The following is a 16,748-nucleotide window of genomic DNA, read 5'->3' on the forward strand; positions in this document are numbered from 1 at the left end:
GCGGGTCGCAGCATGGATGCAGATGTCATCGTGGTGGGTGCGGGACCGGCCGGAGCCACTGCGGCGTACTGGCTGGCGCGCTACGGTCGGCGTGTGCTGCTGCTGGACAGACAGGAGTTTCCCCGGCCCAAAACGTGCGGGGACGCGCTCGGCCCGCCGGCCGTACGCCTCCTGCAAGACATGGGAGTGCTGCACCGCCTGCAGAACGAGCACGGGGACCTGCGGCACATCCGTGGCATGCGTGTGCGCATGCACCAGCGATGGCGCACCTTCACTCACCAAGGAGGGCGCTCAGGACTGCTCGTGCCACGGATCATCCTGGACGAGGCCGTCCGGGAGCAGGCGGTGGCTGCCGGAGCCTACATGCTGTCCCGCACACGAGCCGTGCGCCTTCTGCGGGACGAGGGCGCGGTGGTGGGCGTGGAAGTGTCGCGGGGCGGCCGGCGTACCCGGCTGCATGCCCCGGTCGTGGTGGTTGCCTGCGGGGCTGCAGTCGACGTCCTGATCCCCACCGCGTCCGCCCACGCCGCGGTGGGCCGCGGACAGGCCATCCGGGGGCATCTGTCCGGCGTGACCGGGCTCACCGACATGCTGGAGATCTACACTCCTGTGACGCCCCCGTCCGGATACGGGCTCCCCCCTTCCTACGGGTGGCTCTTCCCCACCGGCTCATCGACCGCCAATGCCGGCGTCGGAGTCCTAGGACCATGCCCGGGCGGCCACCTGACCACCCTCTGGGACACCTTCGTCCGTACGCTGCGCGACACCGACCCGCGGTTCACGGGCCTGCGCCAGGACGGCTCCCCGCGGAGCGCGCCCATGCGCTTCGACTTCGTCCCTGAACGGTGTGCCGCTCCTGGCCTGCTGCTCGTGGGGGATGCCGCGGGGATGACGTCCCCGTTCACCGGGCAGGGCATCGGCCCGGCGATGGAATCCGGCCGCCTGGCAGCCCTCGCCATCCACGCCCGGCTTCGCCCCGGGTCACCGTCCGCACCGGATCTTACGGACTACATCCGCAGCCTCAAGAACAGCTACGTCGGTCACTTCGAGCACGGCAACCGATCCGCACGCCGCCACCTGCTGGTCTGGCGGACGCTGCACAGCACCTTCGACAGCGAGCGGCCCCTTTTCACACTGGCCAGGCAGGCGCTCCTCTTTCCGGACAGCCTCGATGAGACCCGGGTGACCCGCGTCCTGGACGACGCCACCGGCCTCCTTGCCGACAAGTCGCCCCGGCTGCGGGCGGATCTGCTCGCCGTCAGCGAGGTACTCCTGAACGCCGTACGCGCCGATTGGCCGTTCCTCGGCCGCGTCACTGCGATGGGGCGAAGCATGCCCGGCATTCCCCTGCGCCCGGCCCTCTTCGCTCTGCTAGCCGGCCGGCTCATCATCCCCGGGGGCACACCGGACACCGCCATCCTGGCCGCGGCGTCAGTCGAGCTCGGTTACTTGGCTGCCTTGGCCGGGCTCAGCGTTGTCGAGGAAACCCGTGACCGGGATCCCAAGCATGGGGACGGGCCAGCGAATTGGGGCAACATGCTGGCCCTGATGGTCGGTGACTTCCTGCTCGGCAAAGCCAACGAGCTTGCAGCCCGGGCAGGCACCGCCGTGAGCCAGATGTTCGGCCAATCACTCGCCACCGCCACCGAAGGCCGGATCCGCCACGTACGCCACGCACACGACCTCCAGCTGACCAAGGCCGAACACATCGCCATCCTGACCCAGCAGACCGCTACGCTTTTCGCGCTTCCCTGCAGGCTGGGCGCCCTGCTCGCCGGCGCCACGACAGCTGAAGCCGCCGCCCTGGAGGCCTACGGCCGCCACCTCGGCCTGGCCTTCCAACTCACCGAGGAAGCCCGCAGCGCAACCGGTCAACCAACCCGACTGGGCATGACACTGGCTTCTGAGCTGGCATCAGGCACCTTCGGGATCCCCGTTCTCCACGTACTGCACCACAACAGCAAACTCAGCACGCGATTGAAAACCTTGATCGTCAGACGCCCCAGCACGAACGAAGACGCCGAGACCGTCATCCGACTCATCAAGGAGGGCCGCGGCGACACAGAAGCACTGACCATGGCCGCCCAGCACGCCGAACAGGCTCGAGCCGCTTTGCGGCACTTCGCCCCGGGGCCTGATCGAAACGCCATGGAACGCCTGCTGGACCACACCCTGCGGTCTGCACGCCCCCTTTCATGACCAGAGGCCCATAAACAATCAGGACCGCATGGCGGTCCGGCAGGCGCTGCACCTCGGAGTCGAGCCGCCGCATCGACAGGGACGCGCACTGAGCTACCTCTCCCGGCCCCTCGGCGAGGCCGCATGGGCCGAGTCCGGGCTGGGGCACCCGCCGATATCGACCAGCTCCAACGACGCATCACCCTGCTCGAACAGCAGCACGCGGACACACACGGACAGCTTCAAGAGCGAACCGATGAGCTTGAAGCCGCCCGGGCCGCCAACCGGGAGCTGCCCCGGGCGCTAAATCAGCCCCCATGGAGGCCCTGACCTGCATTAACTCCAGGATGCGATCACTGCCCGGCGGGGGTGCGATAGGAGGCAAGGAGGTGGCGGGCATGGCGCGTGCGGTCTGGAACGGCATGGTGACGTTCGGGCTTGTCACCTTGCCCATGCGGCTCGTCACCGAGCCCCAGACCACGCCACCCGCTTCCGGCAGATCCAGCGCGGCACCACCGACCGGGTACGCAACAAACGCGTCAGCGACGGAGGGCAGACTCGCGCACCGCATCAGCGGAGCGGCGTAACGCGGCTGGCACCCAGGGTGTGCAGGCCCCAACGGAGAGTGAACCGGCCGTTCACTGGACGGGCTCAGGCTCGTCGGCCACGTGGCTGGTCGCACAGGTGGTACTGGTTGCGGTGCCTGCGCGTGACATCCATACGGGGAGAGGAGCCAAGGGATGGATCCGATATCGGCAGGCTTGTTGGCGGCGTTGGCCGGCGGTGTAGGCGGTGAGCTGGGCCGGCAGGTCTGGGCAGGACTGGGTGCGCTGGTGCGTCGACCGTTCCAGCGCGTCGAGGGAGGCGGACAGCTCCCTGCAATGAGTCCGGGAGAGACGGAGCTGGCGCGTCTGGAGGAACAGCCCGACGATCCGATGCGGGCCCAAGCACTGAGTGCTGCGCTCACGATGCGGGCGGCGGCCGACACGGACTTCCGCGTACAACTGCAACAGTGGCTCGCACAGGCAACAGCACTGGTGCACAACGTGGGCGGAGAGACCCGCAACGAGATCAGCGGGGGCACCTTCCACGGCCCCGTGCTACAGGGCCGTGACTTTTCCGAGTCGTCGTTCACCACCCGGACCCCGCCATCGCCGGCTCCGGGCGACGCCGAACTCGGGCAGCAGGAGTGAGCACAATGGCGGAGGCCTGCGGCCAAGGCCCGGCCCCGCTCCAAGAGCCTGGTCGAGGACTTGCGACTGCTGGGCACCGGCAGTGCAGAGGGCCGCTTGCGCGCGCTGGCTGATCGCTGTGGACTGCCCGGGTGACGAACCGCACCTTGTACCTGATCGCCTGCGCCGCCCCGCCGGCCCGCCGCATACAGATCCCCATCCGCGACGCCCAGAAGGCTGGTTGGGACGTCTGTCTGATCATGACGCCGTCCGCGTACCGGTGGGCCGCCGAGGATCCCGAAGCCGTCGCCGAGGGTGGGATCGAGGCTCTGGAGCAGCTCACCGGCCACCCCGTCCGCTACCAGTACAAGCTCCCCAGCCAGCCGGACGTACTGCCGGCGCCCGACGCGATCCTCGTTGCTCCGCTCACCAGCAACACGCTGCACAAGTGGGCCGCCGGCACCTCGGACACCCTGGCTCTCGGGCTGGTGACCGAGGCGATCGGGTTGCGCATCCCAACGGTTGCCCTGCCGCACTGGAACGACGCCCAGCACGCACACCCGGCGGTGCCACACAGCGTGGAGACCCTGCGGGCGGCCGGGGTGGCCCTGCTGCTCGGCGAGGACGGATTCACGCCCCACAAGCCCCGGCACGGGAACCTCGACACGTACCCGTGGCAGGCCGCGCTCGACGCCCTGCCCACCTGATCCGCCGCTTCAACGCCGGCCACAGCCGCGAACCGATCCGCCCGGCGCATCCCGCGCCGGGCAGATGGCCGCCATGGCACGATGAGTCGCCGACGCCCTCGAAGTCCCGCAGTCGGCGCTGGCCTGACATCGGAGGGTCTGTCCGAGAAGGGGTGAGCCCGCCCCTGTCGGGGGCCTTGTTGGGACCTTCGCGACGGTGGCTTTATTTGTCCCGTCTCAAAGGATCTGGTCCCGGCGCCATGACCCTGGCCTGCTACGACCAGATCGGTTGAGACGCGCAGCCGCGCCGAATCTCATTTGATCTGGTCTGCGAAGATGTTCCGCGGGCACGCCGAACAGGCATCCATCACGTCTGACCTGGGCGTCTCAAGTGATCTGGCTGACCACAAGGGAAGATGACTGTCCGTTCTCACCGAAGCCAGTCGCTCTCTCATCCAATCCAGTCGCCTCACGAGCCCGCTTACCCCAACCCGGATACCCGCAGGTGAGCGGGGCTGAGTCGCTGCTTGTCGGACACGGCCATCACGACGCAGCGCATCGGTCACCCCGCCGTGGGCTGCACACCGCACGGCCATGACCGATCGGCCGCTGTCGGCCATGACCGATGCGACACGGACTCGACCACCGCTCGCGTGCTTCCCATCGGCCATGGCGTCCTTGATCAACTTCGCGCGACGGCCTCGCTCGGGTGGCTGACGTCGCGGTGTGCGGATGACCGATGGACCGATGCCAGGAGTCAGGCCGTACCGCATCAGAAGCTGGAGCGCGTGTGCCGGCGGATGGCCGAGGCGGAGCAGCGGGAGGCTGCCCGACGGGTGTCGGCGCGGCGGGCGGCGGCGCCGGAGTGGACGCTGCGGGTGAGGGTCGGTCCGGTTGCGCAGACGTGCGCGCCCCGCTGCTCCACCTGCCGAACTACGCGGTCACCGCATTCGGTGAGCGCCTGGACCGGCACAGCGGCGAGCCGGGGTTCGTGGTCGTCCTCACCTACGCAGACGGCCATCCGGTCGGCTACGCCTACGGCAACACGATCGAGCACGGCGACCGGTACTGGCAGCGCGTCACCCCGACGCCGGCCCATGAGCACACCGAACGTCCAGCCGTGGCCCTGAAGGAGATCGGCGTCCGGGAGGGCTGGCGGAAGACCGGCACCGCCCGCCGTATCCATGACGCGCTCCTGGCCACACGCGACGAGCCGTTCGTCACGCTCATGGTCAACCCAGCCGCCGGTGACGGGAAGGTCCACGCGCTCTACCAGTCATGGGGGTACCAGGACACGTGTTTTTGAACAGTCCCGAAGTGAGGTGGCCGCTGGGGACCCCTGATGTGGACCAGAAGTGCGAAAACGGGGAGGAGCAGGTACTGACCATTGGCATGATGTTCGGATGAGTTATCAGCAGCGGACGGAAGCTCCGCGGACCGCCGATGAGCGTGCCTCGTTGGCTGGCTTCCTCCGGTATCAGCGGGAGACTCTTGCCATGAAGTGTGGCGGGCTGACCGCTGAGCAACTGAGGGAGAGGGCTGTTCCTCCATCTGGCCTGTCTTTGCTTGGACTGATCCGGCATTTGGCGGAGGTCGAGCGGAGCTGGTTCCAGGTTGTGTGGAACGGCGAAGACGTCCGGGCCTATTGGCCAGGAAGCGTGCATGGCACCTTCGCTGAATTCGATGTCGAATCGGCCGACCCTGACGAAGCTTTCACGACCTGGCAGTCAGCGTGCGCGCGGTCTTGTGCTGTCGTGGACTCCGCCGACTCCCTCGACAGCACTGTGCAGTGGGGTGACGATACGTTCACTCTTCGCTATGTGCTCACCCACATGATCGAGGAATATGCACGACACAACGGCCACGCAGACATGCTTCGCGAGCGGATCGACGGTGCCACCGGAGAGTAGTCGATGAGCGCGAGGTGACCCTGCTCAGCCGGCTGTCTTCCTCGCCCAGGTGCGGGCAGAGCCCTTGCGGGTCAGACGCTTGGTCATCACGGTGATGAGCGACCAGGCCAGGTGGGCCTCGGAGTGCTGGGGCAGGCGCTCGTAGTCTCGGACGTTGCGGCGGGCGTTCATCAGCCAGCCGAGCGTGCGCTCGACCTTCCAGCAGCGGGGAACGACGACGAAGCCCTTGGCGCCGCGGGGGCGGGCGACGGTCCGCAGCGTCATCCAGAGCCGGTCATCGGCCCAGTGGACGAGCTGGCCGGCATAGGCGGAGTCGGCCCAGACCTGGGTGATCTGCGGTTGGGTGAGACGGAGGCGCCAGAGCAGTTCGCGGGCGGCATCGCGGTCGGTCGTGTCGGCGGGTGTCACCGTGATCATCACGGGCAGGCCGATCGTGTCGACCGCGATGTGTCTTTTACGGCCTTTGATCTTCTTCCCTGCGTCGTAGCCGCGGGTGTCCTTGCCGACGGTGGCGGCCTTGACCGACTGGGAGTCGACGATCAGCGTCACCGGATACGGGCAGCGGCCCAGGTTGGTGCGGATCCTTCGCCGCAGTTGCTCGCGGATCCAGGCCACCACCCCGGCCCGGTTCCATCTCCAGAAGAAGCCGTAAACAGTCTCCCAGGGTGGGAAGTCCGCAGGCAGGACCAGCCATTTGGCGCCGTTGTCGACGATGTAGCGGATGGCATCGACGATGTCCCGCCGCGGCCACTTCTCCGGATGCCCTCCGGTCTTCGTCTGGCAGGCCGGAACGGGCAGCAGCGGCTCCAGCAGGGCCCACTCGGCGGCGGTGGTGTCGGAGGGATAGCGGCTTTTGCGGCGGGAGGAGTCTCGCATCAAGGGCTCGGCATCAGGTCGCAGGGGCCTATTTGGTGAGCTGGGCCAGGCTGGCGCGGACGCCGGTGAGCTGGGCGGAGGCCAGCTGGGCCCATTCGTCGTCGGGGTGGCGAGCCAGATGCGGGTCGAGCGTGCCGGTAATCATCCGGGTGAGCCGGCCGAGGATGAGGCGGAACTGCTTCTTTTCGTATTCGATCCAGTCGGCGGGCTCGTCGGAGAACAGGTAGCTGTCCTTACGGCGCCAGATGATGGGGGTGAGGTGTTCGGAGGCTCCGACGTCCCGCAGGTGGCGGATGCCTCGTCCGACCTGGGATTTCGTCAGGCTGGTGGCGGTGATGAGCTGGCGGGTCTGGAGGCCGGCGGGGCGGGCTTCCATCAGGGCGACGCGGACCAGTGTCGGCGTACTCGTTGAGGTGCTCAGCCAGGTACGGATGAATGTGCTCAGCTTGGTGACCGCCAAGCTGTCGTCTGGTGGAGAGGCGCTGAGCCTCAGGGTAGAGACGCCTTGCCGTTTGAGCCGGAGAGAACGGATGATCGACGCATGGAACGAGGTGCCTTCGACGACGTCCCCTTGACCACGCTGATTCCCGGCCTCTCGACTGCTGGCGTGGAGTCCTTGAAGGACACGGCCCGTGCCATTGATGCTGCCCGCGTCAACGGATCCGGGGCGAAATGGGAATGGGCATTGGGTCACGCTGTCTTCCCTGGCCCGCAATCATGGACCCCGGTCATCCTCGGCCTGGATATCATTGAGCATGCCGACAGGGGCGACCAGCTGGAGTTCCTGCATCAGGTGGTGTGGACAGACCAGGGCCAGCTCGCGGTCGAAGCGGCGGTCAATGTGGCTTGCGGGTGCGACACCGATCACGCCACCCATGACGTTGATGCCCTCAGTCTTGCCGTCGGTGACGTGACCTCCCTGCCCCTGGCTTTCCGCGCGGGGGCTAAGCGTCTGATCGGATGGCTGGCCGACCCGCGCGACGCGGACTATTGGCGTGCAGGGGCGGGGCTGCCCGCCCGCCGGCCCTGATAGGAAGCCGGCGGGATAGTGACGGTGACAGGGGATCACGGCTGATCAGGCCACATTGGCGTCGTGCTCGATAGCAGCGAGCCGGTTCTTGAGTCGGTAACTGGGGCCGTTGATGGAAACGACGTCGCAGTGGTGCAGCAGGCGGCGCCGGCAATGGATCGACCGCGCCCTCCCTCAATACGCCGGCGTCCTCGCACCCGTTGATATCAACTGGGTCACCGCGCACGGCGACTGCCACTTCGCCAACCTCACCACGAGCGGACCGACACTGTAGGACTTCGAAGGTTTCGGGCTGGCACCGGTCGGCTATGACCCCGCGCTGCTGTACGCCTACTCCCTCCTCGCACCACAGACCGCCAACCGCGTCCGCGCCGAATTCCCCATCCTGGACACCCCTGCCGGCCACACCGCCCTCCTCGTCGTCGCAGCCGACCTCCTCCAATCCGCATCCCGCGGCGACCACCCCGAACTCACCAAACCGCTGCGGGCCCTGGTGAAGTCCGTAGCGCCTTGAGTCTGCGGGCACTTCGACTGTCGTGAGTCGCCCCAGCATGAGGGACGCACTGTTCATGGGCGGCCGTAGTCGAGCGCGGCCGCGGCGGCCGGGTCAGTGTCTCGCGGGTGGAGGTCGGTGCGGAACGGATGTCGCTGTCAAGCGTGACGGTGTTCCACAGGTGTCGATGACGTCGTCCACGTCGGTGTCGGGCGAGGATGATCCGGCAGGACGTCTCCCGGCCATTCCGGCCCGAAGCACCACCACCCCGTGCAGCCGACGCCGTCCCCTGGCGTCCGGTCCATGATCTCCCGGACGGCCGCTACGAGGTGGCTGAGCAACTGGCCTGCCCTGACTTCCCAACCCCGAGCTACAGCGCGGCGCGTGCCCTCTCAGAGAACCGAATCTCATCACCCGTGCGGGGCATAGCGGGCTAACAGAGGTCATCCTTCCAAGGAGTCTGAGTCCCCCTTGTTCTGGTCTATCCCTCGGCAGGGTTGCGCGAGGCGCCTTTCAATGCGCTGCCTGCCTTCTCTTTGCCGAGCGCGGACCTCGATCTCAACGCGGGTACCGCTGCCATCCGCCGTACTTTGCAGCGCACCACCGCGGGCGGACTCACCACGCTGCCCACCAAGACCCGGGCCTCCGAACGCCGCATCGCCCTTCCCGCACGCTGCGTCCAGTCGCTGAAGCTCCACCACGAACAGCAGCAGCGTGAGCGCGAGGCAGCAGGCACCGCGTGGCAGCACAGCGGAAGCGTATTCACCACTCCGCAGGGCACACCGATCGATCCGACCAACATCACCCGCACCTTCACCACGCTGCTCCGCAAGGCCGGCCTCCGCCGCATCCGCTTGCACGACCTCCGACACTCGACCGCAACCCTGCTCCTGGAGCAGGGCGTCGAACTCGTCGTCATCAAGGAACTCCTCGGCCACGCCCACATCGGTGTCACCGCCACCGTCTACGCCCACGTCCGGCTCCTCCTCCAGCGAGACGCCATCGACCTCCTCGGCCACGCCCTCCGTAACCCCGCTGAGACCGCCGGCCAGCCCGACGACGGCGACGACCCACCGCCTTGCGCAGCACCCGTCCGCTGACGTTGCCGTCAACTACTGCCGTCAGACACCTCTGTGGCCCCGTCGGAACGATCCCGACGGGGCCACAACTGTGCTCCTGCATGCAGGTGCGATGCGAAGATCAGGTTTTCCGGTTACGGCCCCCTATCACTCACCACTCCACACCGCAATCTCCCCTCCGGGCATGCAGGTCACTCGCTTTCCCTTAGGCCCGACAAGCCCCCAAGCCTCGTACTCCTCATCCGGCTGGACAGTCAGTTTCGTGCCGCTTTCGAATTCGATCACGAGACGCCCGGCTCTTCCCACCTCAGCCTCAGTGATCACGTCACGGGCCAGTCGGACGAGATGGGAAGCCGCAACGCCTGGGGATTCTGGATCGAAAGACACATGATCCCCGGCTGAGACTTGAAGAACCGCCTCGGTCTCGACGCGCAGTTCACAATCCCCGCTGGTCAGGACTGTGAGAGCCGCGTCGAAGCAGACACGGGTAACTACTTGACCCCGAAGGTTCAGGTTCATTCCTACCATCCCACCGGAAGTGGATAAGTGCCGTCAGGATTCATCGGGATATGTGTATCCGCTTTCGAGCCGGGCTTTCCGTCGAGCCCGATCGGCTGGCCCTGCTTGTTGGTGAAACGCACATAGCCATCCGGGTACCTTCCGGTCGGATTCATCACACGAAGCATGTCGGCATTTCCGGTCGCCCCAGGCTTCTGCCACACACTTCCCTTTCCGTTATCAGCTGCCCGCGCCACCCAGTCGTCACCCACTCCAGTGGGACGCTGAGGGCCGATGGCGGGAGTGCATGGTGTCGAATTGTGAACGAGGACCGGAGTCTCGCCCGCCAGCACATAGTACGTGTGGGTGCCCTCGACGGTCAGGTCGTGGGTGCGCTGCTGCTTGTGGAAGTGGCGGACGGCGGAGACCGTCGCCGTGGCGCCTTGGGGAGTTCGGAGTTCGGTTCCTGGGCGTAGGTCGCCTGCGTTGATCCATCGCTTCTTGTCGACTGACCAGAAGGGGTGGGTGTCGGTGGAGATGATGCTTGATTTGCCAGTTGGGGTTTTGATTGTGAGGTCAGTGAAGTGCTTGTCGTCCTTGGTGACGATGGCGGCGACGACCCGGCGGGTAGTGGTTTTCCCTGACTTAGGGTCAGTGGCTACTACTTTGTCGCCGATTTTTACATCTTCGATCTTTTTACTTTTACCGTTGGCGATTTCGACTTCTGTGCCAGGCACAAAGCTGTGGCATGGCATTCCCTTGCTGTCGAGACGCACCCGGAACTTTCCGGGGATAGCCCCCTCTGCAAGCGCTGCCGCGGCGCCTGCGGCTATGAGCTTGCTGTAACTCATTACCTCGCTAGGGCAGCCGCCCTCGATCCTGGCGCATGCTTCGTAGAGTGCGACGGTGATACGTGCGCCGGCCATAGGGCCGTCTTCGTAGCGCGGATTTCCCCACGGCGCCATCTCACGTACAACGTCGGTGAATCGTCGGCCGAGTTCTTCGGTCTTCTTCCAACGTTTCGGCGCTTCAACTCCGGGATAGATGGTGATGGTTCGAGGCGTGGCTCCCCGCCTGTAGCCGGAGCCGCCCACACCACCCCGGGCACCGCTGTATCCGCTCTCCCCTGGCGCTGGTTTCGTGTATCCGTTGTGTGCACCGTCACCAGCTATTGGGTAGCCGCCTCCGCAGGACATGCAGAGTCCGGAGGGATCGGATTCCGTGAGGGGGCTGCTTCCGGCGTAGATGTAGCCGTTGAGTGTTTCCGGGTCCGTTAGGTCCATAAGGGCGTCGACGGATATGAATCGGCCGGTCTCCGGGTCGTATTCGCGTGCGCCGAGGTGCGTCAGGCCGGTGTCGGCCGTGTCGTCTGTCCCGCCAACGTAGCCTCTCGATCCCGGCCATGTTGCCGGTTTGTCGCCACGGGGGCTTCCGAAGGGGAGGCTGCGGCGCTGGGAGAGAGACAGGTCGGCTGCGTCGATGGCGAGTTGGCCTGTGCCATGGTGGTCGGCGAGGGTCACGGTGTAGGTGCCGTCATCGGCCAGGACGGCCTGGTTCCCGCTGCCGAGGGGGATGTAGCGGGTGGCTTTGGGTTTGTCGGCTCCCTTGTCGAGAGTGAGCTCGGTGTGGTCGCCGAGGTAGAGGGTGGTCTTGTCGTCGGCGCGGGCCAGGAGACGGTTGCCGTCGGCGTCGTAGAGGTACGACGTGCTCTTGGTGCCGCTGTCACCTGCGGGTTCGGTGACGCTGGCGAGGTGGCCCTCGGAGTCCCACCGGAGGGTCTGTTCGTCTCCTTGGAGAAGGCGAGTTGCGGTGTTGCCGGTTTTGTCGTAGGTGTAGCTGCTTTGGCTGGTGCCGGTCGGGCCGGATGTGTCGACCGTGGTGAGTGTGTGGGGTTGGGGTGCGCCGGGCTTGGGGTAGGTGTAGGCGTTCTTGGTGTCCTTGGTGGTGTCACCGTTGGGGTCGTGCTGGGTGAGGGAGGTGCGGTTTCCGGCGTCGTCGTATCGGTAGGACTGCCAGTACGGTGCCGGCCCAGCGATCAGGTTCCCCGTGGGTGTGGCTGCGCAGGTCTTCTCGTCTTGTGTCCAGGCTTCGGTCAGGCGGCGCTGGTAGTCGTAGGTGAAGCACTGGGTGTCGGTGCCGGAGCGGGAGACGTCGGAGAGTGAGGTGACGTTTCCGGCGGGGTCGTAGCCGTAGGTGGCGGATTGGTCGACGCCGGCAATGTCCTGGCGGTCGACTCGGGAGTTCGACAGCCGTTCGGTGCCCCACTCGTAGGTGTTGGTGACCTGTGTGGGCTTGCCGCTGCCGGCGATTTTGTAGGTGAGGGGCTGGCCGGTGAGGGTGTAGGTGGCGTCGGAGCGGATGCCGATGCCGTAGATGCTGGTGGTGCGCAGGGTGTTGTCGTCGTAGGTGTAGTTCCAGCCCTTGCCGAGGATGCTGCCGGCCTGGGACATGCTGCGGGCCTTGGGCAGACCGTTGGCGTAGTAGCTGGTGCTTGCCGTGTAGGTGCCGGACAGGGCGCCTTCGGATTCGGGGATGACGGTGGCGGTGCGCTGCGGCCGGTAGGCCGGGTCGTACTGGGTGATCTTGTTGGTGTAGGCCTTGCCGTCGACGTAGCGGGTGGATTCAGCGAGTTGGCCCTTGGCACCGGCGATGGTGTCGTAGGTCCATTTGGCGCGTAGGGGGCCGTCCGCGGTTTTGTCGTGGAGTTCCGTCTTGCGGCCGAGGCCGTCGTAGACGGTGGCGAGGGTGGTGCCTTTGGCGTCCTCGGTGGTGATCTGCTGGTCGCGGTCGTTGTATGCGGTCTTGGTCAGGCCCTTGTCAGGGTCCTTGGCCTGGATTTGGTTGCCGTGCTGGTCGTAGGTGTAGGACCAGTTGTTGCCGGCCGGGTCGGTGACCTGGGAGAGCTTGCCGGACGGGGTGTAGGCGTAGCGGGTGGTCTCGGCGGGGGCGTCGGCGGTGCGGCTGTGGTGCTTGAGGAGCTGGGTGGTCTGGCCGCGTGCGTCGGTCACGGTGGTGGTGGCGGTGTCGCCTTCGGGCGGGATGACGGTGGTGCGGTCGCCGCGGTAGCTGGTGGTGGTGACGGCGAGGACCTTGCCTCCTTCGCCGTTTCCTGCGACGTCCCGGCTTTCGGTTTCGCGGCCCAGACCGTCGAAGATCTTCCAGGTCTGGGTCTCGACACTCAGCGCGTCCGCGGGCTTGAACAGCTCGCGTTCCGGCTTCTTGGCGACGTAGTACGGGGCGAAGGTCTTTGCCGGCAGGCCCCGTTCGTCGTAGAAGGTGTCGCTGATCAGCCATCCGCCGTCGGGGCCGGGGGCCTGGGTCTGGCGGGGGCGCAGGTAGCCGTCGTAGAGGGTGTAGGAGACGGTCTGGGTGCCGCCTTCCGGGTTGAGGGTTCGGATGGCGGTGGTAGCCGGTTTGCCGTCTTCGACGTAGTAGTTGAACTGGTAGCTCGGCAGCAGTGAGGTGGCCCGGCGGTCCGGCAGCCACACCATGGAGGCGCGGCCGAGGGCGTCGTAGGTCAAGGTGGTGCGCTTGGCGTTGGTATCGACGGTGGCGGTGGGCAGGCCGCGCAGCGGGTCGAGTTCGGTCGTCGTGGTCTGGGCCGTCGTGGCGTCCTCGGCGTCGGCCGGAGGTGTGGTGGTGCCGGTCTTGGCTGGGATACCGGTGGCAGGGGTGTAGGCCGTGGTGGTGATGCGGCCGTCGGTTCGGGTGGCCCGGGTGGGTGCGCTGTCGCCAATAGCAGTCACGTTTGCCGTGAGGTCGGTGACCTTCAGCGGGCGGCCGTAGCCGTCGTAGGTGGTGCCGGTTTCCAGGTAGGTGGCCGTGGTGCCGTCGTGCTTCTTGAGCGTGGCTGCGGCGGTGGCGTCGCCCTTGGTCGGCGCTGCGTCGTAGCCGCCGGAGTCGTAGGCGGTGCGGACGTCGGAGATGACGTCCTTCGAGCGGTCGGGGCTGGTGCCGCATTCGGTGGCGACGGTCTCGACCCGAGCGGGGAGGGTGAGGATGTTCTTGTCGGTGTTGGTGGCGTAGGTGGTGCGGGTGCACTGGTCGTCGTCTGTGGTGCTGTCGTCGCCTCGGTCGCTGATCTGGGTGACGCGGCCGGCGACGGTGTCGAAGGTGGAGGCGGTTATGGTCGTGCGCCATTTCGCGCCCGCGCCATCGTCGAGGGAGGTCTGTTCCCGGCTGCTGGCCGTGCCGGTGAGGTTGGCGGTGACGGTGCCCCAGTCGCGAGTCTTCTTCGCCGTCTGGTGGTGCCAGGGCCGGTCGACGGTCTTGGCCAGGACCTTTCCGCCGGGCGCGGAATAGGAGACGGTCTTGTAGGAGAAGCCGGCCGCGGAGGCGTCGTCGGCCAGTGGCCCGCCCTCGCTGTCGTCCAGGGGGACGCTGACGTCCTTGGTGCCGCCGCTCGTGTCTTTGCGGTCGCCGTCCATGCCGCGCAGGAAGTAGCTGTCTTCCTGTGTCTTCATGGCGTCGGTCGGGGTGCCCTGGCCGCCGGTCTGGACGCGTACGTGGCCGTATCCGCGCCACTGGGACCAGGTCTTGAACTTCTCCTTGGTCAGTCCGTCATCATCGTCGTAGTGCCAGGCCGCGTCACCGAGGTAGGTGTAGCGGGTGACCTGGTCGGGTGCTCCGCCAGTCCGGTCGGTGGTGGTGACGGCGGTGACGACGTACTTGTTGAACCACTCCTTGTCCATGTCGTCGCTGGAGCTTCCCCCGATGAACTGCGGGAAGCACCGCGTGGTGTTGGACTCGGGCGTGGGCAGGCTGTCGAACGAGCAGGCCGCCGAGGAGTAGGAGACGTCGGTCTGGCCACCGTATTCATCGGCGACGGTGGACAACCGGTCCTTGACGTACGGGGCGTAGCCGTCTCCGGTTTTGTCGAGGCGGTTGGCGAGCTGGGTGTAGGCGAACGTGGTCTTCGGCAGCGTGATGGGGCTGGCGGCGGTGCGGCCGGTGTGCTGGATGGAGTCCAGCTCCAGCTGGTAGTCGACGTCGGCCTTGCCCCAGCGGTGGCTGAGGGCCCACGAGTCGACGGGGGTGAGGGTGCCGTCCTTGAGGATCTCGGTGGTGACGCCGGTCAGTCTTTTGCGGGTCCAGAAGGTGGGTGACAGACGGCCCTGGTCACAGGTGGTGCCTGCCTTGCAGTTCAGGTCCCACGGGGTGTCGTACCAGTAGAAGCTCTTGGTGTCGATGGTGTCGGCGGCGCAGGTGACGCCGGTCTGTGGCAGGCAGCGCTCGGCGCTGGTGAAGGAAACCTGGGCGAGCGGTTTGCCGGTGTAGAGGTCGGCGGCGGAGCGTCCGTACTCGATGCGTTTGAGGGTGCCGCCGCGTGTGTAGGGGGTGTCGTCGTCCTTGTTCAGGTCACGGCCGTAGGAGTTGGCTTCCTTGTCGTAGTAGTACGCGATGGCGTTGTTGTGGGGGTCGACGACGTAGTCGAGGTTCCAGCGCCATGCCTGCTGGCACCAGGAGTCCTTGAAGGTGTCCTTGTGGCACTCCTCGCCGGCGTTGTTGCCGAAGACCGGAGTGGTCCACGTGGAGTCCGTGGTGTCCTTGCCCGCCGCCCAGCCGGGGAGTTTGTGGTAGCCGAAGTAGAAGCGCGTGCCGGAAGGGTTGGTCAGCTCCCAGTACTCGTTGTCGTTGTCACCGTTGTCCCGGGAAGACGACGTCAGTCGTTTGATCTTGGTGCCGTCGTCGCTCTGCAGCTTCCACTCGTCCTTGCCGGAGGGGACCAGCTCACCGGCCTTGCCGTTGAAGGAGAGGAAGGCGTTGTCGTACGACCAGCACAGGTCGCCCGGTTTATTGCCGTCGGCGTGCTTTTCCCCATCGTCGGAGCAGGGTTTGTAGCGGCGCTCGATGTAGCCGGGCCACAGCTCGAAGCCGTCTCCGGCCCAGGAGCCCTGGTTGTTGCTGCTGCCGGTGCGGCCGTCGATGGAGCCGGAGGAGTAGGACAGGCCGACGTTCGGTTTGAGGTTGCCAGGGACGTCGGGGACTGGCATGTCGTAGGACCAGGTGAAGTCGCCGGTGTTGAGGTTGGTGCCCCAGGTGGCGGAGGGCGCGAGGCTGGTGGCCTTGTAGTCACCCTTGACGCTCTTGTCGTCGCCGACGGCCGCAAGGACGGTGGGGCCTTGCGTGCGCAGCGGCACGGAGGGCGCGGTGAGTGTGTGCTTCTCCGTGTCGTTCTCGGTCTTGAGCGGGTTTGCCGTACGGCAGGAGGTCTTCTGCGGAGTCGTTGCCGCGCAGGCCGGCAGCTCCACGAGGCGCAGCCTTGCGGCATAGCCGCCGCCGTAGGCGCCTGCGAAGTCACCGTAGTTGAGGCTCACTTTCAGCGGGTCGGGGCGCTGTTTTGGGGCCGGGCTGGATGTGTCGGTGGGCTCGAGGGTGAACAGGATTCCGTCGATGCCTGCCCTGCGGGTGTGCTTCTGGCTCAGCACGCGGGCGCTGACTGCGCTGGGCGTCGCGCTGCGCTGCCTCGATGTGTGCTTGGCCAGGCGGCCTGAGCGGGTATGGGTGGGGGCGAGGGTGAGGGGGATTTTGCGGTTCGCTGCGTCGCCTGTCTTCTGCGGTGGACCGGCGCCGTCTTCGGTGAGGGGGATGGTGGCCGCCGCGGCGTGGGGCCAGGTGCTCTTGGGATGTTCCTTGGGGGTGTGCGGTCCCTTGGAGAGCTTGCGTGGGTGGGCCTGGACGCCCGAGGTTCCGGGAACTGCCCTGCCTGCGTCCGGGTGGCCGGACGCCTGTGCGGGTGGTGTCTGTGAGGGCAGGACGGCGAGCAGGGAGCCTGCGAGCACCGTGGAGATGCCCATGGCGAGTCCGCGTCTGGATCGTTTGTGTC

10 protein-coding genes and 3 pseudogenes are annotated in these 16,748 nt (G+C 66.7%); 8 read left to right on the plus strand and 5 right to left on the minus strand.

Annotated elements, in window-relative coordinates; genetic code table 11:
* Positions 1–12 precede the first annotated feature (12 nt).
* From ACIRPT_RS39890 to ACIRPT_RS39910, 5 genes and pseudogenes are all read left to right on the plus strand, one after another.
* Entirely contained in the window at positions 13–2,199 is a 2,187-nt protein-coding gene (locus ACIRPT_RS39890; protein ID WP_403836634.1) for a geranylgeranyl reductase family protein, read from the plus strand.
* 719 nt (positions 2,200–2,918) lie between these two features.
* The gene (locus ACIRPT_RS39895; protein ID WP_403836636.1) at positions 2,919–3,371 is read left to right on the plus strand and encodes a hypothetical protein; all 453 of its coding nucleotides are present in this window, start codon (positions 2,919–2,921) and stop codon (positions 3,369–3,371) included.
* Positions 3,372–3,502: 131 nt separating this feature from the next.
* Positions 3,503–4,057: a flavoprotein gene (locus ACIRPT_RS39900; RefSeq protein ID WP_403836638.1), complete on the plus strand. Its 555-nt coding sequence runs from the start codon at positions 3,503–3,505 to the stop codon at positions 4,055–4,057.
* 877 nt (positions 4,058–4,934) lie between these two features.
* Positions 4,935–5,330, plus strand: a pseudogene (locus ACIRPT_RS39905) (GNAT family N-acetyltransferase); the annotation flags it as partial.
* A 109-nt stretch (positions 5,331–5,439) separates the two neighbouring features.
* Positions 5,440–5,946, plus strand: coding sequence for a DinB family protein (locus ACIRPT_RS39910; RefSeq protein WP_403836640.1), 507 nt, complete (start codon positions 5,440–5,442; stop codon positions 5,944–5,946).
* A gap of 24 nt (positions 5,947–5,970) precedes the next feature.
* Here the strand turns inward: ACIRPT_RS39910 and ACIRPT_RS39915 are convergent, their stop codons facing one another.
* Positions 5,971–6,822 carry an IS5 family transposase gene (locus ACIRPT_RS39915; protein ID WP_403836642.1) on the minus strand — a complete coding sequence of 284 codons (852 nt, stop codon included), beginning with the start codon at positions 6,820–6,822 and terminating at the stop codon, positions 5,971–5,973.
* 28 nt (positions 6,823–6,850) lie between these two features.
* Positions 6,851–7,282, minus strand: coding sequence for a hypothetical protein (locus ACIRPT_RS39920; protein WP_403836644.1), 432 nt, complete (start codon positions 7,280–7,282; stop codon positions 6,851–6,853).
* Positions 7,283–7,363: 81 nt separating this feature from the next.
* Here ACIRPT_RS39920 and ACIRPT_RS39925 point away from each other — a divergent pair, with 81 nt between their 5' ends.
* A complete protein-coding gene (locus ACIRPT_RS39925) occupies positions 7,364–7,852 on the plus strand; it encodes a hypothetical protein (RefSeq protein WP_403836646.1) in 489 nt (162 codons plus the stop codon).
* 45 nt (positions 7,853–7,897) lie between these two features.
* On the opposite strand, the pseudogene ACIRPT_RS39930 reads toward ACIRPT_RS39925, so the two are convergent.
* A pseudogene (locus ACIRPT_RS39930) lies at positions 7,898–7,996 on the minus strand (ATP-binding protein); the annotation flags it as partial.
* Here ACIRPT_RS39930 and ACIRPT_RS39935 point away from each other — a divergent pair.
* Together ACIRPT_RS39935 and ACIRPT_RS39940 are read left to right on the plus strand one after the other, a co-directional pair.
* Positions 7,965–8,126 (plus strand): hypothetical protein, encoded by a 162-nt coding sequence (locus ACIRPT_RS39935; RefSeq protein WP_403836648.1) that lies wholly within the window; start codon positions 7,965–7,967, stop codon positions 8,124–8,126. The pseudogene ACIRPT_RS39930 and the gene ACIRPT_RS39935 sit on opposite strands and share 32 nt — an antisense overlap.
* 767 nt (positions 8,127–8,893) lie before the next feature.
* Positions 8,894–9,445: pseudogene (locus ACIRPT_RS39940) on the plus strand (site-specific integrase); the annotation flags it as partial.
* A gap of 126 nt (positions 9,446–9,571) precedes the next feature.
* Here ACIRPT_RS39940 and ACIRPT_RS39945 read toward each other — a convergent pair.
* Both ACIRPT_RS39945 and ACIRPT_RS39950 read right to left on the minus strand, forming a co-directional pair.
* The gene (locus ACIRPT_RS39945; protein WP_403514685.1) at positions 9,572–9,943 is read right to left on the minus strand and encodes a DUF6188 family protein; all 372 of its coding nucleotides are present in this window, start codon (positions 9,941–9,943) and stop codon (positions 9,572–9,574) included.
* 2 nt (positions 9,944–9,945) lie between these two features.
* Entirely contained in the window at positions 9,946–16,719 is a 6,774-nt protein-coding gene (locus ACIRPT_RS39950) for a polymorphic toxin-type HINT domain-containing protein (protein WP_403836650.1), read from the minus strand.
* Positions 16,720–16,748: the final 29 nt, after the last annotated feature.

Origin of the sequence: Streptomyces sp. NPDC101227, from assembly GCF_044767545.1 — a bacterium.
Classification (GTDB): Bacteria; Actinomycetota; Actinomycetes; order Streptomycetales; family Streptomycetaceae; genus Streptomyces.